Genomic DNA, 18,783 nt, shown 5'->3' with positions numbered 1-18,783 from the left:
TCAGCATCAGAAGAATATTTTTTTGTTTCATCTGCGATTAGTCTTCATTTGAGGCATCTTCTTGTTACCTTCTAATAATGCAATTGCTATTCCTGTTCCCTTAATCATACACCAGACATTATCGATTGTCACTAACAGAAATAGGACAAGGGGACGTTTCTCTTGTCCTGCTTTGGTGCTTATGATATGGTAGGATAGGGTGATTCGAATGCCAAGACAAGCACGAAAGAAGAGCAGTACAGGAATCTATCATGTTATGTTAAAAGGAATGGATGACCGAAACGTCTTTTTAGAAGAAGGCGACCGGAAAAAATTTTTGACGCAACTGCTTCAAGCACAGAAAAAAAGCGGATTTCAACTGCTGGCCTACTGTTTGATGGATAACCATATTCATCTCTTACTCGAAGAAATGGAAGACTTGGGTACAGCCATAAAACGAATCACAGTGGGTTATGTGCTGTGGCACAATCACAAGTATGGGCGAAGTGGCCATCTCTTCCAGAATCGGTACAGTAGCGAACCTGTGGAAGATGACGCTTATCTGGTTACTGTTGCCCGCTACATTCACCAAAATCCGATAAAGGCAGGAATGGTGGAAAAAGCAGAAAGCTATTCGTGGAGCAGTTACCCGCTTTACCTGGAAGCCTATAACGGAAAAAACACCCATGTGGCAACAGATAGAATCATGGGTTATTTTAAATCTAAAAAACAATTTGAAACCTTTATGAACCAACAAAGGGAAGATAAGTGCTTAGGATTTGAACCTAAAGGAAAAATGACAGATAATCAGCTGCTTAAGCAAATACAAAAAGATTATCATGTAACTCCTGGAGAGTTAAAGACAAATGAATGCAGAGAATTGATCCGTAGTCTTTATGACAATAACCACGGCAGTGTTCGTCAGTTGGCCAGGGTGTTCGGTGTTAGTAAAGGAGTAGTTGAGAGAAGCGTTAGATGAATTGGATGAATGTGGAGAGCCTGCTTAACTTGGAGTGGGACGCGAGAAACGTCCCCTTGTCCTGGGAGCAAAAGGCGGCGCAATGCAGAAAAAATAAAACGAAAAAGATTGACAGGACAGGAAAAGATGTTTAAACTGATTGTGAGAATCGTTATCAATGATAATATTTTTTTACTCATGAACCGACGGCAGCGTCGGTTTTGAAAGGAGAAGGGAACATTGCGCAAAACCAGTGAAGAACGGAAAAAAGAGATATGCCAGGCGGCGAAGGAGGTTTTTTTGGAAAAAGGATACGAGCCAACGACAATGGAAGACATTATCAACAAGACCAGCCTGTCAAAGGGTGGAGTGTATCACCACTATAGTCGAACAAAAGATATTTTGTTCGATATTATGAGGTATCATAATGAAGCGTATTTAGAAATGGAGATTAGTCAAAACATACTTGAAGAAAAAGCAGACTGGGAAGAAATGCTTGATAAGTTGCTAGATGCCATCATGGACAAAATGATCAGAAGGACGCCTGAACGAAAGCTATTTGCTATCTTTATGGCTATGATTCCCTTTGACCCAGAAGCGGAAGAGGAATATCGGAAGCTGCAAGATTACTTTCTGAAAGGTTTGTGCCATCGGTTAGGCATAGGGGAAGATCCAGAGATACAACAGCAGCTCCTATTTATGAGTCGAATGATTAATGGATTTACATTTTTTCAAAACATCCTGCCAGGCCCTGAATTGTTGGAAAGCAGGAAGGATGTGTTGCGTAGAATGATGGAAGAAGAGCTTATGATGATTTTGAAAAAGCAACAAGATAGGAAAAATTCAGAATTTTGGGAGGGTTATTCGTGAATACGTTAGTAAAATTACAACCGTACATGAAAGGGAGGCGTGGGCTTCTTCCTGCGGCCTTGGTTTTATCAGGCGTTAGCGCACTGGCAGGAATGGTACCTTATATTCTTATTTGGTTCATTGTTAGAGAACTGTTTGCTGCCGGGGAAAGCTTTTCTTCCGGAATGGTCATGGCATTGGCATTGTGGGCTGTAGGAGCTGCGATAGCAAGTGTTGCTCTGTACTTTATTGCTTTGTCCTTATCGCATTTGGTTGCGTTTAGGGTCGAAACAAATATACGAAGGATTACGATGAAAAGAATAACTGAAATGCCTTTAGGTTTTTTTAATACCAATACAATTGGACGCATACGAAAAATTATTGACGATAATGCTGGTATCACACATGGTTTTTTGGCACATCAAATGCCAGACCTTGCTGCGACCATTATGGTACCAGTGTCCGTACTGGTTCTAATTTTTATTTTTGACTGGCGACTGGGGCTGGCATGCTTAATGCCGATTGTTATTTCCATACTGATTATGGGATCCATGATGGGAACGAAAGGCAAGAATTTCATGAAAAGCTACTTAACATCTTTAGAAGAAATGAATACAGAGGCCGTTGAATATGTCCGGGGAATCCCTGTGGTAAAAGTGTTTCAGCAAACCGTTTATTCTTTTAAAGATTTCCACAGAAGTATTGTCAATTATAAAACAATGGTATCAAATTATGCCAGGTTATGGGAAAAACCAATGTCAGCCTATACAGTTATCATGAATAGCTTTGTATTCTTTTTGGTACCGGTGGCAATTCTGATGATTAATAATACAGGGAATATAGCATCAATCATCCTTAACTTATTTTTGTATGTACTGATCACGCCAACAATTGCAAAGAGCATTATGCGAAGCATGCATTTAAATCAAGCGTTTGGGCAAGCCGGCGAAGCCATCAGTCGAATTGAGAATTTGATAGAGGTTGAACCACTGACGGTTCCTGCTGATCCCAAACCCATAGAAGAGCATTGCATTCAATTTAAAGAGGTATCTTTTCGTTATCCAGGAGGCAGATACAAAGCATTAGATCGCGTAAGTTTGGAAATCCCTGAAGGAAAAACACTGGCACTGGTAGGAGCTTCTGGAAGTGGAAAAACCACCATTGCAAGATTGATTCCGCGATTCTGGGATGTTGACGAAGGAGAAGTGATGATTGGCGGGGTGAATGTAAAAGACATTGATTCGAAAGAGTTGATGAATCATATCTCTTTTGTATTTCAGAATACACGACTTTTTAAGACAACCCTGTTAGACAATATTAAGTATGGAAAACCATCTGCTACAATGGAGGAAGTGGAACAGGCTATTGATATGGCGCAATGTCGGGAAATCATCGATAAAATGCCGGAAGGGTATGACACAAAAATTGGCACTGAGGGAACATATCTTTCGGGTGGAGAACAGCAGCGAATTATTATTGCCAGGGCCATGCTTAAAAATGCTCCCATCGTTATTCTTGATGAAGCAACTGCCTTTGCCGATCCAGAAAATGAGCATCTGATTCGACAAGCGTTTAAAAAATTAACCAAAGGAAAAACGGTGCTGATGATTGCTCATCGCTTAAGCAGCGTCACTTCAGCCGATGAAATACTGGTGACGAAAGAAGGGAAAATCATCGAGAGAGGTACTCACCAGGAACTATTGAAGAAAGAAGGAACCTATGCCAGCATGTGGAATGAATATCAGAAAGCCGTTCGTTGGAAAATCAGAAAGGAGCAGGAACATGATTAGTATGGCGCAAAGGCGATTTGCCCTGTCACGCAAAGGCGCTGAAGATTTTATAAAAGGAACTTTGTTTTCGACGGTACTTAATTTAGCGTTAATGCTACCGGTAGTATATATTTTTTCCTTTTTTGACGATTACTGGCAAGCCATTTTTGATAGATCCGCTATCGCCGACAACGGTTTGTGGTACTATCTGCTAATGGCTGCAGGATTTATGCTGGTTATGTTTTTCATTGCCACTATTCAGTATAAAAATACATTTATCACGACCTATGAAGAAAGCGCTAATCGCAGGATATCACTAGCTGAGAAGCTTCGCAGGTTACCTCTTTCTTTTTTTGCTGAAAAAAACCTGTCTGACCTCACATCAACCATGATGGATGACAGCACTGATTTGGAACACACTTTCTCGCATGCGGTGCCTCAGCTTCTGGCAACGGTCATTAGTATTCATGTGATGGCGATTGGACTGATGCTCTATAATTGGCAGCTTGCATTGGCATTGTTATGGGTGGTTCCCTTTGCACTGGGCGTGATTCTTATATCAAAAAAAATTCAGCACAAATGTTTCTTATCTGGATATACAACCAAACGCCAGGTCAGTGAACAGATTCAAGAAGGACTGGAGACAATACAGGAGATTAAGTCCTACAATCAGGAAGAAACATACTTGCATCGTTTGAATAAAACCATTGATCAACATGAAAAACAACTTATCCAAGGAGAGCTGTTGGTAGGATCGGTGATCAACATATCTCAAAGCCTCCTGAAACTGGGATTGGTCAGCGTGATCTTTGTAGGGGCAAACCTAATCCTGTCTGGATCAATTGACTTGTTTACGTATCTAATCTTTTTAATGGTAGCTTCCAGAATTTATGTACCTCTAGATGAAGTGTTCTCTTATCTCGTTGTATTGTTTTTTCTTGATGTTCGGATTAATCGCATGAAGGAAATGGAAGCAATGCCAATTCAAAATGGAAAAACTGAATTTCACCCTTCTAACTTCGATATTATTTTTGAAAATGTAGATTTTTCTTATCAGGAAGGGAAGCAAGTGATAAAGAATGTATCCTTTACAGCGAGACAAGGAGAAATAACGGCTTTAGTAGGACCTTCCGGCGGAGGCAAAAGTACTACAGCAAAACTGGCAGCTCGATTTTGGGATGTGGACAAAGGGAAAATTACGCTGGGCGGTTATGACATTAAAAAAATTGAACCGGAGACCCTGCTGAAAAGCTACTCCGTAGTCTTTCAGGACGTAGTTCTATTCAATGCCTCCATCATGGATAATATCAGAATTGGAAAAATGGATGCGACGGACGAAGAGGTAATAGAAGCTGCGAAACTTGCCCAATGCCATGACTTTGCCAGAAAACTACCGGAAGGATATAAAACGATTGTAGGAGAGAATGGAGAGACTTTGTCCGGTGGAGAAAGACAACGTATTTCGATTGCGCGAGCCCTGTTGAAAGATGCGCCTATTGTGCTGTTGGATGAAGCCACAGCATCCTTGGACGTAACAAACGAAACAACGATACAAACAGCGATGTCTCAACTCATTCGCGATAAAACAGTACTCATTATTGCGCATCGGATGAGAAGCATAGCCAATGCAGATAAAATTGTTGTGCTCGAAAACGGAACCTTGGTGGAAGAAGGAACTCATGATGATTTGATTTTACAAAATGGACCCTACTCAAATATGTGGAACATTCAGCAGGAAAGCTTGATGTGGAGCCTGTAAGATCAATAAGCCCTCGTTTCTCCTTAGTAAAAAGCATAAAAGGGAGGACGGGGGCTTTTTATGGCTAAAAGTACAAAAACGATCGCAATTATGCATAGATTATCAGTAACGGTTGCAGTATAATCATATTGCAATCGATTATTATTATCGCTTGATCAGAAATGCGAGAGGAAAATTTTCTAGCCGAAACATAGCACATTAGGAGGGTAACAGCCGATGATGTTAACACGAAAAAAAGTTAGTTGGTTTATCATGAGCATGTTGATTGTGATGTTGATGGCAAGTTGCACGAGGGGAGAAGAATCTCCTTCAAATCTAGAAGAAAACAATCCGACCTCGGAGGAGGTTTCGGAGGAGCTGGTCTTTGTTAACTTTAGAGATATAAGAGACCTAAACCCTCATCTCTATAGTGGAGAACTTTTTGCACAAAATTTATTATTTGAAGGTTTGGTCATGGTTACAGAGGATGGAATTCAGCCTTGGCTGGCGAAAGATTGGGACATCTCTGAAGATGGACGCAAGTATACCTTTCATATTCGTCAAGGAATTACATTTTCGGATGGGCATCCATTTGATGCCAGTGTGGTAGAAGACAATTTTCGAGCGATTTATGACAACTACGATCGGCATGGATGGCTTGAAAGTATCCGATTGCTAGAAAGCTATAGCGCCACGGACGAGTATACCTTTGAAATGGAACTAAAAGAACCCTATTACCCTCTACTAATTGAGCTTGCCGTAACAAGACCCTTTCGCTTCATCTCGCCGGAGGCATTTATTGACGGCACTACAAAAAATGGAGTCAGTGAACTAATTGGAACGGGGAAGTACGTACTTGCGGAAAACCATATTGATGAATATGCCGTATTTGAGGTCAATCCAAATTATTGGGCAGAAAAACCAGAGATTAGCAGGATCGTTGCGAAGGTTATGCCGGATAACCAATCAAGAACACTTGCCTTGGAAAGTGGTGAAATTGATATTATCTATGGAACAAACATGGTAGATGCGGATACCTACATCAAGTATTCGGAGATGGATGGGTTTGGTGCAAGCTTATCTGATCCGTTGGCAACCAGAATGCTTATTATGAACTCTACGGATCCAATTTTATCGGATGTAAAGGTACGGCAGGCATTTAACGCTGCGGTGAATCGAGAGGAAATATCGGAAGGAATATTTTATGGTCTGGAAGCTCCTGCCGATAGACTGTTAGCCAGTACCGTTCCATACTGTGATGTCGGATTGAATGGATACATTTACTCTCTGGAGAAAGCCAATAGCCTTTTGGAAGAGGCTGGTTGGCAGATGAATGAAGCAGAGAATGTTCGAGAAAAAGACGGAGAACCGCTGGAAATACAGCTGCATTACAATGCGGATAGCGTAACGGAAAGAACCATATCAGAATACTTACAAGACGAAATGAGAAAAATTGGTATGGATCTAAAGATTACCGGAGAAGAGGAACAAGCATACAGAGATAGAATGAAGAGTGGAAACTTTGGTATTACCTTCAATATATCATGGGGGACGCCATATGATCCTCATTCTGTTCTGGGAGGCATGAGGATGCCGGCGGTTTATGGCGACTATGCAGCTCAGCAGGGCCTTGAAAAAGTGGACGAGCTTCATGATACGATCTTAAAGGCATTTACAAGCACCGATGAAATCCAAAGACAAACATACTATGACGAAATACTTACCTATTTACACGAGGAAGCTGTTTACGCACCTCTCACTTTTGAAAGAAACAGAGCTGTATACAATGAAAAAGTCAACAATGTAACCTTTAATCCTTCGCAATTTGAAGTGCCTTTGGACAGAATGTATCTGGATTAGTGTTAGAAACAGATAGGGTCATGGGAAAGCTCTTCTATGACCCATCTGGCTTTCTGCAACGTAAGGGAGATTGCTATGAAAAACTATATGGTAAAAAGAATAGTAATGACGATACCGATGATCGTTGCCGTATCCTTGGTGGCCTTTATTTTAATTAACCTTATTCCCGTGGATCCGGCAGAAGTTGCTTTGAGAGTGAATGATATTATACCGACGGAAGAAGCGCTGGAAGGAATGAAAGAAGAGCTTGGGCTCAATAAATCCTACCCTCAGAGGTATATTGCTTGGATGGGCGATGCGCTTAGACTGGATTTCGGGAACTCTTATGTGAATAGAAACAGGACCGTTTTAGATGAAATCACATGCAGTTTGCCGGCTACCATTGAACTTGCATCGGCTTCTTTGCTCATCGTGTTATGTATCAGCATTCCTGTTGGTGTCTTGTGCGCACTATATAAAAATAGTATTTTCGATAAAATAGTTAGAATGTTTATTTTTGTTGGTTCGGCGATGCCTAATTATTGGATTGGGATTCTGCTGATATGGCTCTTTGGCGTAAAACTAGGGCTTCTGCCAACTGGTGGGAACCGGGAAGCTGGGGCTATTATTCTGCCGGCCGTTCCCTTAAGCCTGACCTATATTTCTACCTATGTTCGACTGATAAGAAATAATAGGACAAGGGGACGTTTCTCTTGTCCTGCCCTTGTCTTCCGTGTTATGGGTGTCTATACCATCTATCGAAACCCAACCTCAGTAAGCGTTTCCATGCCCAATATATGAAACCTTACCTGCTGAGGAACTTGAATATTGTTCGCCCTGATCAGGTTATGGAAAAAGGATTCATGTACCTGTTTGTCATCATTGACTGGTACAGCCGTAAAATCATCGATTACGAGCTCAGCAGCACCCTTGAAAAAACCTTTGTCTTAAACTGCTTAAAAAGAGCTTTTGCAACCAAGAAGCCTGAGATCATGAACAGCGATCAGGGCAGCCATTTTACCAATGAAGCCTATATTGAACTGTTGGAAGAACAAGGCATCCGTATTTCCATGGATGGTAAAGGTCAAGCACTGGATAACCTTCGAACAGAGCGATTCTTTCGGACTCTGAAGTACGACTTGATTTATATTAATGAATTCGAATCACCCAGGCAGCTGCGCAGAGCTCTTGGTGTTTACATAGATGAATACAACACGTATCGACCGCATTCATCCCTTGGTGGTTGATGCCCTGAGGTATTTTATCAAAAAAACCAGCTAAACCTTGTTTCATAAAAGTCACAAATCTGGAAAGGAGCTTAACTTAAATAATTCCATTTTGTGTCTTGACAATGGGGTGCATTATATAAATGTGTTATGGTAGATGGATAAATGATATTTATCATATTGAAAAAACTTTATCAGCATTAAAATTCAAATTATAAAACAACTGTTCAATCCTTTCTTTTGTTTTTAACAACTCCTTTTCAATCAGAGTAACCTTCTTCTCATCTGCTCTAAATTTTGGAATTGTTACACTGATAGCAGCGATAGTTTTACTAGATTTTTCTAAAGGTACAGCAATACAGTGTATATGTTCAGCGACTTCTTCTTTCTCGTAAGCAAGATGCTTTTCTCTAACTTCCTGTAACTGAACATTAAGGTGATCAAAATCTACAATTGTATTTTCTGTTAAATAAGTTAATCCTTCAGGGTATAACTTTTTAATTTCTTCACTTGTGTATTGGCTCAATAGTGCTTTGCCTAAGGCTGTTGCATAGGCAGGCAATTTTTTACCTACGTAGGAGATCATTCTAATAGGTTGATGTGAATCTACCTTAGCAATATAAAGAACTTCATTATTATTCAAAATACCTAATTGGCAGGTTTCCGAGCAGGACGAAACAAGTGTTTCCATTTCTTCTCTTATATAGGAAAGGATGTCTAAGTTCTCTATATAGGAGGATCCCACAATAAAAGAATTTAATCCAATAGTGTATTTAAAAGAAGCTTGATCTAAGATAATAAAATTTCTTTTGTGAAGTGTTTGAACGATGGGAAATATACTGCTTTTTGGTGCGTCAATAATTTTAGATATTTCTGTTAAGGAATACCCTTTTTCTGAAAAGGCTAGTAACTGAAGTATATCCAATACTCTAGCTGTTGAACGGTGTTCTTCTTGGGCCATAAGTAATAACCTCCCTGTTTATTCTTAGATTTTATTTCATTTACTCGCGTATTCTCAGTATTTCATTCATCTTCAAGAAGTGTTTATGGACTCCATCTTTATCAGGCACTGGATCAGAGGTTATTTGGATACTACAAGCGAAGCGTCTTAACTTTTCCCTCTCCAGCTTAAAGGGCTGGTTGAAAAAGGACAGCCCTTCGGAGGACTTGGTGTGAGAGATTGGTTCGTCCTCTTTTTTAAGCCCTTTCAGTGCATCGGTGAATTTCCAACGAGCATGGGCAAGGCAGCCGATCACCGTGACCTTGGGAATCTGATTGTAGCCTTGATACCCGTCGTTATGAAGATAGCCAGCAAACCCTTCCAGAAAGGCTTTAGGATGCTTGTTGGCTAAGGCAATGCTGATCTTCGTACCATTTCAGTCTGGCATTCAGGCTTTCCACTTCCTGTTCAAGCTGTTGGAAACGCCGATTTTAATCTTCTTGTGATTGAGTTGGTTGAGGGGATTTCATTGTTTTTTTCCATGCTTCTATAGGACAAAACCGTCTGCGGCGGGTAAAAAGACTATGATCCGCAAGTTGTTTCTTTACTTAAACTATTTCGGTATCATAATTCCATGGCATTTGATAAACAATGCGGCGGGATTTCCATCTTTATCTCTGTTTTCTGGTGTACACATCTTGTCAACGCTGTCTGCATCAATGCCTTCTTCAAATCCGCACCGCTTGCAATGAATAGGTAATTTGATTTTTGCTCATGTCGATGATCTGGTTTTCTGTCATGGCGGGACTGGCCAGATATCGTCCGATATACTGGGCACTTGTCTTGGCGTTGTTCATCTTGCCTGTGGCGTAGACGTAGAATCTTTCGGGATATCTTTTGTAGTAGGTGCTGTATTCTTTCTTTTTTGGAGTTTCTTTTTCATCATGTAGCTAATTAATTTGTATGGCTAGATTTTTCGTAGGCTCTGGTAGTTGAAGTAGTTTAGTTTTCCAGGTTATTGCCCTCTCATCTTTATTTCTGGCGATTCTTCTTATCGTATTTTATCTTGATTTTTTTGGTTTGCGCGATTAATGGTTTCTTCAATTGTTTTCCAAGCCATTTCTTGCAAATCTTTCAAATTTTCTTTGTGGTGAAAGAAGTAGCTTCGAAATTCTTCGGAGATGGTGAACACGCAGTGCCGATGGATGACGTCCCATAGTTTGGGTTTTGCTTATCGCTTCATTCGTCGCTATATCATTTTTCACAGATGTTACAGAACCGGCTATTGGCAGGTAAACCTGATGTTTTTTCTACTCCGCATTGGATGCATTTGTACTTTATGCTTCCTTGTTGCGGGTCTCCGCAGTGGATCAATTTATATATTTGTGTCTGGATTTGATCGCACAGATAGGCTGGGTATTTCTTCTGGTTTTGTACCCAAAAGGGTTCAAAATTCTTCTGAAAGATGTCTTTGATTTTATATTTGGATTTACTGTTCGTTTCCATATTTTTAGGCTATAGTTTCTCCACAAAGTTTCCAAATGACATATTCATAGCTTATCCACATTTTTTGCGTATGCTATTTCCTTATCCAAAACAAAATCGCTTGCGCGATAGCTTTAAAACCAAACCCTTTTCAAAAAGCACTTTGAATTTAGGATAGCAGCACGAACACATATAAGGTATTGTTGAGTTACCACACAAAACAAGCCTATACGTGAGGTGCTGCCATTGTGTTTATCGTAACATGTTTCAGTGTTATCAACAACGTTTATTTTGTTTTTACAAAAGCTCATCCTAAACGGTTCTTTTCATTGAACTAATTTATTATAGGGGATTTGGTTAATCGTGATTTTTTTAACGATATGCCATACATTGAAAAATTCAACGATTTATTTTGTATGCACGATTTAACGAATAATACAATCGTATCTTAAGAAAAGTATGCTGAGGTGTTACCTTTCCTGAGTGGATTCCTGCGATAAAGAGCTGGATCAAATTACCTTTGAAGAGATACGGTCGTATTTTTGTTTCTAAAGAAGGTCAAGCTTTTTTAAAACCGGACCATCAATGCTTATAGTTCACAGCTTCGCTTTTTTTATTTGTATACTTTTCAAAAGACCCATGGCAATGCGAGTAATGCCATGGGTCAATGGAACTATGGGAGATATGGCATCCAAGATATGGAAAACTGTATGCAGTAATCTCCAAACCCACAAAAAGGAGAGAAAAAGGCATCGATAAAGACATCGTTAACGAGATGTGTACACCAGAAGACAGAGATAAAGATGGACATCCCACCGCATTATGCATCAAATGCCATGGAATTATGATACCGAAATAGTTTAAGAAAGAAGCAGCTTGCGGATCATAGTCTTTTTAACCGCCGCAGACGGTTTTGTTCTGGTAAATTTATGGCTGATTTGAAAAAGCTTTATCAGGATGACTGGCTGGTGTTTGCGGGTGACTCCTTAGTATCTCAAGAAGGGCGTGCCTTTGAACAACTGGTAGACCTTCTCTATTCGAAGGAATGGATTCCTCATATCGAAGAGACCTTCAAAGGAGCAGCCAACGTCATTGAGTACTCAGGTCGTTACACCAATCGATTTCCATTGTCAACTCACGGATTCTATCCGCTAATGAGCAGGAGATTACGTTTCATACCAACGACTACAAAAATAGCGGGGCTAATTCTCAAATGACGCTTGCTCCGGAAGAGTTTCTGAGACAACTTCTCATGCATATTCTTCCGAAAGGCTTTGTAAAAATCAGGCACTACGGGATCCTCAGCAATCGTTCGAAAAAAGTGAAACTGGCTATTTGTCGGAATGCGATCAAAAGAAATTATCCGAAATCAATCCTAGAGGGACTTACGGCGAAACTGATCATTCTAATGCTCTTCGGGGTCGATGTGTCAAAATGTTCGGTTTGCTCCGGCAGCAACTTAAAAAGCGTGAAGCTGATTCCAAAGTTGGAATGAGGCCACTTTAAGTGAATGCTGTTTTTTAAAGCCATTCAAAACATGGCTTGTTTGAGTTATGATGTTTTAACAAAACAACCCTTTTATCATCGCTTTTTCATCAAAAGTGCTTTATTGCAATTGTTTTAGGCTTGGTGGATAAAGATTGAAAACTCACATACTTCTCCTTACCGAGAAATAGATCTTCCGACGCGCCTGTTGTTCAATTAGAAAAATGGCAATGGAGGGGCAGAAAAGGTCCGATCAGAAAAAATGATCGGGCTTTTTCTGCCCTTTCACTATAATTTTTTCCTTAACAATTATATCATAAACAAGATATTAAAGATTGATATTTCAATGTTTTAAAGACTTTTGCAAGTGTGTTTTAAAAGACTATATATGTAAGTGTTTAGGACTTTATGGTAGGTGGTTGGGTGCAGAAAATACTTTTGAAAACTTAATAAAATTTATAAAAATTCAATTGACAAAATATTTTAATGATGTTAATCTTATATCAAGATAGTCCCTATATAAGACCAATGTACGTATATAGAGACAAACTAACAAGTGAAAATAGAATTAGGATCACATTGAAGCAAGATGACATAAAACAATGCATTTTTTATTATTACAGTTAAATGGAAGGGGGCGTAATTAGAAAAAACTATTGGTGCAGGTTATTATTTGTGAAAACCTTTTCAGGTTTAGTGAATTATCAGTGTTACAAAAAAATTATATTTGGGGGAATTTTTTATGATTATGAAATTTCTAAAAAAGGTGCCTGCAGGAATGATGATCGTCCCTATGTTTCTTTCATCAATCATTAATACTTTTTTTCCGGAAATGTTACAAATAGGTTCATTTACTACTGCAATATTTACTGGAGCTGGGGCTCCAGCGATATTAGGAGTTCAGTTGGTATGTATGGGAGCACAGTTGCATGTAAGGGAATTGACTTCGGTTTTAAGAAGAGGTGGCGTACTGTTGTTGGCTAAGTTTGTAATAGGAGCCATAATAGGTATAGCTATAGGAAATATCTTTGGTCCAGCAGGGTTTATGGGATTAACAACACTCGCGGTAATAAGTGCCATTACTAATAGTAATGGTAGTATGTATTTAGCGTTAGCAAGTACATATGGTGATGAAGTCGATCAAACTTCAATGAGTTTACTCGCTATAAATGACGGACCATTCTTGACCTTAGTTGCTTTAGGTGCATCAGGCTTGGCAAATGTTCCTGTAATCTCATTAGTAGCTGTAGTTATTCCGATTATCTTTGGTATGATATTAGGAAACTTAGATAAATCTTTCGCAGAGTTTGTTAAGCCTGGAGTAGGTTTATTACTACCTTTCGTTGGAATAACATTAGGTGCAGGAATAAATGTAACAGGTATTGTACAAGGTGGAGCTTCTGGAATATTACTTGGTTTAATGACTATTTGTATTAGTGGACCTTTTGTTGTATGGTGCGATAGAATCTTCAATAAACGTCCAGGATATGCAGGTTGGGCAGTTTCAAGCACTGCTGGAAATGCCATAGCTGTACCAGCGGCAGTTGCAATTGTTGATCCAAGTTGGGCGCCGTGGGTTGGGGTAGCAACAACTCAAGTAGCAGCTTCAACAGTATTTACCGCGATTTGCATACCTATTATCACTAGCTACTGGGCTAAAAAATTCGGTAGTCCACAGATGCCTTTATATGAAGGACAGTTTGATAAGGGAAACAATCCAAATGCTAAAAAATCAATATCTCAAGAATCTAAAACGGTTTAGTATAGAAAGTAAATTGGCATAAGCTAAATAGTTAATAGACATGTGAAAGAAAAAGGGGGATTTTAAAATGGTTAATGCAAAATATGTTCATGAGAAGGACAATGTAGCCGTATTAGTTGAAAGTATTACTAAAGGTGAAAAGGTTAATATCTTAATGCCGGCTGGGGATGTGAAAACGATTACAGCGGCAGATGATATCCTTATTTATCACAAGGTAGCTATTAGAAAAATACCAAAAGGTGCTCCTATTAAGAAATATGGAGAGAACATTGGGCAAGCAGCACAAGATATTGAGGTGGGCATGCATGTACATGAACACAATGTTAATAGCGTTAGAGAAGAATTATAAATAGGAAGTACAGGAGGGGGACAAAAAAATGAAGTTTTACGGATATAAAAGACCAGATGGCAAAGTTGGAATCAGAAATCATATATTAATCTTACCTGCAAGTATTTGTGCATCAGATACAACAAGAATTATTGCAAATCAGGTACAAGGTGCAATAACATTTAACAATCAAAATGGATGCTCTCAGCCTCCATCAGATTTACAATACACTATGGATATTATGGCAGGATTTGCGGCTAACCCCAACATTTATGCTATTGTAGCTGTTTCACTAGGTTGTGAAAATGCACAAATGAATCTTTTAGTAGATGCTATTCAAGAGAGAACAAACAAACCTTTAAAGACTTTAATTATTCAAGAAGAAGGTGGGACTCTTAAGACAGTTGAAAAAGCCGTCAGGTATGCTAAAGAAATGGCAGCAGAAGCTAATATGCAAAGAAGAGAAGAGTTCTCAATCTCTAAGTTGATTATCGGCACAGAATGTGGTGGTTCAGACCCAACATCAGGTCTTGCATCAAACCCACTAGTAGGATCATTAAGTGATAGGTTGGTAGAAATGGGAGCAACATCTATTTTAAGTGAGACCACTGAATTTATTGGAGCAGAGCATATTTTAGCAAGAAGAGCTAAAGATGAACATGTTAAAAATAGAATCTATGAGATTATTCATAGATATGAAAAAAGCCTTCAATTAGTTGGAGAAGAAGTCAGAGATGGAAATCCATCACCTGGAAATAAAGCTGGTGGTCTAACAACTTTAGAAGAAAAATCTTTAGGTTGTATTTATAAGGGTGGACAGAGTGTTATTAACGAAGTATACGATTACGCTAAGGAAGTAACTGAAAAAGGCTTAGTGATTATGGATACTCCAGGAAATGATCCGTCGTCAGTAGCTGGAATGATTGCAGGAGGAGCCCAAATAGTTTTATTTACAACAGGAAGAGGAACTCCAACAGGCAACCCTGTGGCACCAGTACTTAAGATTACAGGAAATAAAATAACATTCAACAAGATGGAAGATAACTTAGACTTTGATGCGAGTTCAGTAATTTATGGAGAAAAAACAATGGATGAACTAACAGATCAATTGCTAAATGATTTGCTAGATGTAGCTAATGGGAAATTAGTAAAGTCTGAAGTGCTAGGTTACAATGAAATCGCTATCATGCGAGCATGTAACTACGTTTAAAAATACAATATACGGGGTCAGTGGAATTTCACTGATTCCGTATATATTTTGGATTGAAGGCGGGATAGAGCATGAAATTTATAAGCTTTACAATTGAAAATCAAGAAGAAAAATTATTAGGTGTGTACAAAAACGGTGTGGGCAAAGCAATTGACTTAAACACCATGGAGTTAAGCACTAGGTTTACAGATATGAATGAATTGATTAAAAATATAAGTACGCAGGATATGGATACATTAGAGGAAGCAGTTGCTTCAAAGGAAGAAGGCAAGTATACAACCTATGACGCAGAGAAAATCACCCTATGGGCCCCTATTGAAAAAACTGTTCATGATCTTATATGTGTAGGTCTAAATTATATAGATCATGTGGATGAAACAAAGATAGCTTTTGATGAAAGAATGGAGAAACCACTGCATACAGTGTATTTTTCCAAAAGAACCAATAAGGTAAAGGGTCCTGAAGAAGAAATAGAAAGCCACAGTCATTTAGATGTAAGTATGGACTACGAAGTAGAATTGGCTGTTATTATCGGAAAAGAAGGAAGAAATATTTCAAAAGAAGAGGCAGAAGAATATATATTTGGCTATACAGTATTAAACGATCTTTCGGCAAGAAGTCTTCAAAAGAATCATGTGCAATGGTTTAGGGGAAAAAGCCTTGATAGTTTTACTGCAATGGGGCCGTGTATTGTACATAAGTCTGCGGTTAAATTTCCAATAGAATTAAATATTCAATCGAGAGTAAACAATGAGTTAAGACAGAACTCTAATACGAAATACATGATAAAGGATGTCAGTACAATTATATCGGAACTTTCTCGAGGGATGACATTAGTACCAGGAGATATTATTGCCACCGGAACACCCTCGGGGGTTGGGATGGGATTCAGACCTCCCAAATTTTTAAAGGCAGGAGATATAGTAGAATGTGAAGTGGATCAGATAGGAATTTTAAGAAATTTAGTAAAAGCATAAAAAAAATCTAGTGTAATTAATATAAGTTGTCATAAATAAGAAATAAATTCCTATGGTTTGCAGCGATAAACTATGGAAATGAGTATAAATTGAAGTGGAAAATGGATTAACTTTACAGCAGATAAATTATACAAGATTTTACTGTGAAAATTAAGGGAGGTATCGACATGCCATCATTATCTAAAACAATATTAAACTTAGAAGAATCTGGTATTAGAGAAATTATGAACTTAGCATTGGGTATGGAGGATGTAATTAGGTTAGAAATAGGAGAACCACAGTTTGATACACCGGAGCACATTATTGAAGCTACTATGCAAGCTGCAAAAGATGGATATACAAAGTATACTGCAAACTTAGGGCTTTCATCTTTACGAGAAACTATATCTAACCATGTAAACAAGAGATTTAACCTGCAAACAACTTGGGAGAACGTAGGTGTATCTGTAGGAGGAGTAGGGGCTGTTTCCTCACTAGTTCGTGTCCTGGCAGATGCTGGAGATGAGTTGTTGATCCCGGGGATTGCTTGGCCAAACTATAAAATGGCAATTGACTGTATTAATGCTACACCAAAGTTTTACGCATTAGATCCAGAGCATGACTTCCTGCCATCTATTGAAAACTTAGAACGTCTTGTAACACCTAAAACAAAAGTAATAGTAATTAACTCACCTTCAAATCCGTTGGGGGTAGTAATTCCACAAGGCTTATTAAAAGAATTAGTAGAATTTGCGAAAAGACATGATTTATATCTTATTTCAGATGAAGTATATGAGGAAATCATTTTTGAAGGAGACCATATTAGTACACTACCATATGATCCAGATGGACGCGTAATCGGAGTGTTTAGTTTTTCTAAAACCTATTCTATGACAGGGTACCGTCTGGGATACGCCATTGGTAACAAAGAGATTATGAAAGAAATCGGTAAATTTCAAGAGGTAAATGTTATGAATGCTTGCGGTATTGCCCAAAAGGCTGCTGAAGCTGCTTTAAAAGGATCACAAGACTGTATTAGAGACATGGTGGAAGTTTATAAAGCCAACATGGAGGCAGCAACGAAATTAATGAATGAGTATGAAATTCCTTATCAACAACCAAAAGGTGCATTCTATCTATGGGTGCATATAGGGTGTGAAAATGCTACGGAATTTGCCAAAGACTTTCTAAATCAACATAAAGTAGCCATCGCACCAGGGAATACTTTTGGACCTGAAGGAAGTCCATATATCCGTATTTCTTTAGCATCAAAAAAAGAGGATATCTTAGAAGGAATACATCGACTTGCTGTTATGTTAGGAAAAACGAGACTTACTGAAAACGCTTAAGGGATAGTAAAACAAGTAAAAATTTATTTAAAAACTATATATGGATAAACGTGGAGTGACTACTTCACGGGCATCCTTAATATTAAAATAATATAAATTATAAAGGAGGGGACCATCATGGGTAATAGAATACAAAGGGAAATCAGTGAAGGAAAGCATGTTGTTGGACCATTTTTAAAGTTAGATAACCCAGCAATAGTTGAGATTATGGGTAAAGCAGGCTTTAACTATGTAATTATTGACTGTGAACATGGTCCTACAGATGTATTGGCGGCGGAGAATATGGTTCGAGCAGCTAAGTTGGTAGGGATTTCTCCTGTCATCAGAGTCAGTGCTAATGATGCGGTTATGATATCAAGAGCACTAGATATCGGGGCAGATGCAGTACAAGTACCACAAATCAGCACAAAGGAAGATGCAGAGGCAGTAGTGAAGGCTGCTAAGTTTGCTCCTTTAGGATTACGTGGTTCTTGTCTTTATGTTAGAGCTGCTGAATATAGTCATCTTGATAAAAAAGAATACTTTAAAAAAGCCAATAAGGAAACTATGGTAATTATTCATATAGAGGGAGAAGAAGGAGCTGAAAATATCGATGAAATCCTAACGGTAGACGGAATTGACGTGATATTTGTAGGGCCTTATGACTTATCTCAATCCTTAGGCATTCCAGGAGAGGTACATCACCCTAAAGTTGTAACGCTAATGGAAGAAGTGGTTAAAAAATCTAGAGCAAAAGGAAAGACAGTAGGAAGTTTTGTTGAAAGTCCAGAAGGAGCCCATAAGTGGATTGATTTAGGGGTGCAGTATATATCCTATGGGGGAGATACAGGAATTATCTATAAGGCTTGTAGAGATATCGTTCAGCAAATTACTTCAGTTAATTCAGATGCATAAGGTCTAGGAAAGCAAC

The 18,783-nt window shown here is 38.8% G+C and carries 16 protein-coding genes and 2 pseudogenes; 14 read left to right on the top strand and 4 right to left on the bottom strand.

Translation table 11 applies throughout. The features are described from left to right. Positions 1 to 208: 208 nt before the first annotated feature. The 7 genes from ACZ47N_RS06655 (at position 209) to ACZ47N_RS06625 (ending at position 8,379) form a co-directional block, all read left to right on the top strand. Positions 209 to 958: a transposase gene (locus tag ACZ47N_RS06655; protein ID WP_464888347.1), complete on the top strand. Its 750-nt coding sequence runs from the start codon at positions 209 to 211 to the stop codon at positions 956 to 958. Between the two features lie 219 nt (positions 959 to 1,177). Further along, entirely contained in the window at positions 1,178 to 1,807 is a 630-nt protein-coding gene (locus tag ACZ47N_RS06650; RefSeq protein ID WP_464888346.1) for a TetR/AcrR family transcriptional regulator, read from the top strand. Beyond that, the gene (locus tag ACZ47N_RS06645) at positions 1,804 to 3,576 is read left to right on the top strand and encodes an ABC transporter ATP-binding protein (RefSeq protein WP_464888345.1); all 1,773 of its coding nucleotides are present in this window, start codon (positions 1,804 to 1,806) and stop codon (positions 3,574 to 3,576) included. The genes ACZ47N_RS06650 and ACZ47N_RS06645 overlap by 4 nt, the downstream gene beginning before the upstream one ends. Continuing rightward, the gene (locus ACZ47N_RS06640) at positions 3,569 to 5,314 is read left to right on the top strand and encodes an ABC transporter ATP-binding protein (protein WP_464888344.1); all 1,746 of its coding nucleotides are present in this window, start codon (positions 3,569 to 3,571) and stop codon (positions 5,312 to 5,314) included. Before ACZ47N_RS06645 ends, ACZ47N_RS06640 begins: the two co-directional genes overlap by 8 nt. Positions 5,315 to 5,530: 216 nt before the next feature. Continuing rightward, positions 5,531 to 7,153 (top strand): nickel ABC transporter substrate-binding protein, encoded by a 1,623-nt coding sequence (gene nikA, locus ACZ47N_RS06635; RefSeq protein WP_464888343.1) that lies wholly within the window; start codon positions 5,531 to 5,533, stop codon positions 7,151 to 7,153. Between the two features lie 75 nt (positions 7,154 to 7,228). Beyond that, a complete protein-coding gene (locus ACZ47N_RS06630; RefSeq protein WP_464888342.1) occupies positions 7,229 to 7,933 on the top strand; it encodes an ABC transporter permease in 705 nt (234 codons plus the stop codon). Between the two features lie 62 nt (positions 7,934 to 7,995). Beyond that, entirely contained in the window at positions 7,996 to 8,379 is a 384-nt protein-coding gene (locus ACZ47N_RS06625; RefSeq protein ID WP_464888341.1) for a transposase, read from the top strand. Positions 8,380 to 8,533: 154 nt separating this feature from the next. Here ACZ47N_RS06625 and ACZ47N_RS06620 read toward each other — a convergent pair whose 3' ends face one another. The 4 genes and pseudogenes from ACZ47N_RS06620 to ACZ47N_RS06605 all read right to left on the bottom strand — a co-directional run bounded on the left by ACZ47N_RS06620 (position 8,534) and on the right by ACZ47N_RS06605 (position 10,804). After that, positions 8,534 to 9,319: an IclR family transcriptional regulator gene (locus ACZ47N_RS06620; protein ID WP_464888340.1), complete on the bottom strand. Its 786-nt coding sequence runs from the start codon at positions 9,317 to 9,319 to the stop codon at positions 8,534 to 8,536. 40 nt (positions 9,320 to 9,359) lie between these two features. Further along, positions 9,360 to 9,683, bottom strand: coding sequence for an IS66 family transposase (locus ACZ47N_RS06615; RefSeq protein ID WP_464888420.1), 324 nt, complete (start codon positions 9,681 to 9,683; stop codon positions 9,360 to 9,362). Between the two features lie 343 nt (positions 9,684 to 10,026). Continuing rightward, positions 10,027 to 10,161: pseudogene (locus ACZ47N_RS06610) on the bottom strand (transposase); the annotation flags it as partial. A 391-nt stretch (positions 10,162 to 10,552) separates the two neighbouring features. After that, positions 10,553 to 10,804 (bottom strand): transposase zinc-binding domain-containing protein, encoded by a 252-nt coding sequence (locus ACZ47N_RS06605; protein ID WP_464888339.1) that lies wholly within the window; start codon positions 10,802 to 10,804, stop codon positions 10,553 to 10,555. A 908-nt stretch (positions 10,805 to 11,712) separates the two neighbouring features. Here ACZ47N_RS06605 and ACZ47N_RS06600 point away from each other — a divergent pair. The 7 genes and pseudogenes from ACZ47N_RS06600 (at position 11,713) to ACZ47N_RS06570 (ending at position 18,767) form a co-directional block, all read left to right on the top strand. Beyond that, positions 11,713 to 12,278 (top strand): annotated as a pseudogene (locus tag ACZ47N_RS06600) (transposase). Positions 12,279 to 13,010: 732 nt separating this feature from the next. Continuing rightward, a complete protein-coding gene (locus ACZ47N_RS06595) occupies positions 13,011 to 14,030 on the top strand; it encodes a 2-keto-3-deoxygluconate permease (RefSeq protein WP_464888338.1) in 1,020 nt (339 codons plus the stop codon). Between the two features lie 67 nt (positions 14,031 to 14,097). Beyond that, positions 14,098 to 14,379 carry a UxaA family hydrolase gene (locus tag ACZ47N_RS06590; RefSeq protein WP_464888337.1) on the top strand — a complete coding sequence of 94 codons (282 nt, stop codon included), beginning with the start codon at positions 14,098 to 14,100 and terminating at the stop codon, positions 14,377 to 14,379. 28 nt (positions 14,380 to 14,407) lie between these two features. Beyond that, positions 14,408 to 15,568, top strand: a complete 1,161-nt coding sequence (locus tag ACZ47N_RS06585) for a UxaA family hydrolase (RefSeq protein WP_464888336.1) — start codon at positions 14,408 to 14,410, stop codon at positions 15,566 to 15,568. 71 nt (positions 15,569 to 15,639) lie between these two features. Then, the gene (locus ACZ47N_RS06580) at positions 15,640 to 16,545 is read left to right on the top strand and encodes a fumarylacetoacetate hydrolase family protein (RefSeq protein WP_464888335.1); all 906 of its coding nucleotides are present in this window, start codon (positions 15,640 to 15,642) and stop codon (positions 16,543 to 16,545) included. A 167-nt stretch (positions 16,546 to 16,712) separates the two neighbouring features. Continuing rightward, the gene (locus tag ACZ47N_RS06575) at positions 16,713 to 17,873 is read left to right on the top strand and encodes a pyridoxal phosphate-dependent aminotransferase (protein ID WP_464888334.1); all 1,161 of its coding nucleotides are present in this window, start codon (positions 16,713 to 16,715) and stop codon (positions 17,871 to 17,873) included. 117 nt (positions 17,874 to 17,990) lie between these two features. After that, positions 17,991 to 18,767, top strand: a complete 777-nt coding sequence (locus ACZ47N_RS06570) for an HpcH/HpaI aldolase family protein (protein WP_464888333.1) — start codon at positions 17,991 to 17,993, stop codon at positions 18,765 to 18,767. Positions 18,768 to 18,783: the final 16 nt, after the last annotated feature.

The organism is Tindallia texcoconensis (assembly GCF_055383815.1).
Note: the sequence above shows the minus strand (reverse complement) of the source record. Positions and strands in the feature narration are given on the sequence as shown.

Bases quoted from the DNA above. Each gene is read 5' to 3' on its own strand.
- ACZ47N_RS06570 (WP_464888333.1), top strand. From the start codon at position 17,991: ATGGGTAATAGAATACAAAGGGAAATCAGTGAAGGAAAGCATGTTGTT.
- ACZ47N_RS06605 (WP_464888339.1), bottom strand. From the start codon at position 10,804: ATGGAAACGAACAGTAAATCCAAATATAAAATCAAAGACATCTTTCAG.
- ACZ47N_RS06640 (WP_464888344.1), top strand. From the start codon at position 3,569: ATGATTAGTATGGCGCAAAGGCGATTTGCCCTGTCACGCAAAGGCGCT.
- ACZ47N_RS06590 (WP_464888337.1), top strand. From the start codon at position 14,098: ATGGTTAATGCAAAATATGTTCATGAGAAGGACAATGTAGCCGTATTA.
- ACZ47N_RS06630 (WP_464888342.1), top strand. From the start codon at position 7,229: ATGAAAAACTATATGGTAAAAAGAATAGTAATGACGATACCGATGATC.
- ACZ47N_RS06655 (WP_464888347.1), top strand. From the start codon at position 209: ATGCCAAGACAAGCACGAAAGAAGAGCAGTACAGGAATCTATCATGTT.
- ACZ47N_RS06625 (WP_464888341.1), top strand. From the start codon at position 7,996: ATGTACCTGTTTGTCATCATTGACTGGTACAGCCGTAAAATCATCGAT.
- nikA (WP_464888343.1), top strand. From the start codon at position 5,531: ATGATGTTAACACGAAAAAAAGTTAGTTGGTTTATCATGAGCATGTTG.
- ACZ47N_RS06575 (WP_464888334.1), top strand. From the start codon at position 16,713: ATGCCATCATTATCTAAAACAATATTAAACTTAGAAGAATCTGGTATT.
- ACZ47N_RS06580 (WP_464888335.1), top strand. From the start codon at position 15,640: ATGAAATTTATAAGCTTTACAATTGAAAATCAAGAAGAAAAATTATTA.
- ACZ47N_RS06585 (WP_464888336.1), top strand. From the start codon at position 14,408: ATGAAGTTTTACGGATATAAAAGACCAGATGGCAAAGTTGGAATCAGA.
- ACZ47N_RS06595 (WP_464888338.1), top strand. From the start codon at position 13,011: ATGATTATGAAATTTCTAAAAAAGGTGCCTGCAGGAATGATGATCGTC.
- ACZ47N_RS06620 (WP_464888340.1), bottom strand. From the start codon at position 9,319: ATGGCCCAAGAAGAACACCGTTCAACAGCTAGAGTATTGGATATACTT.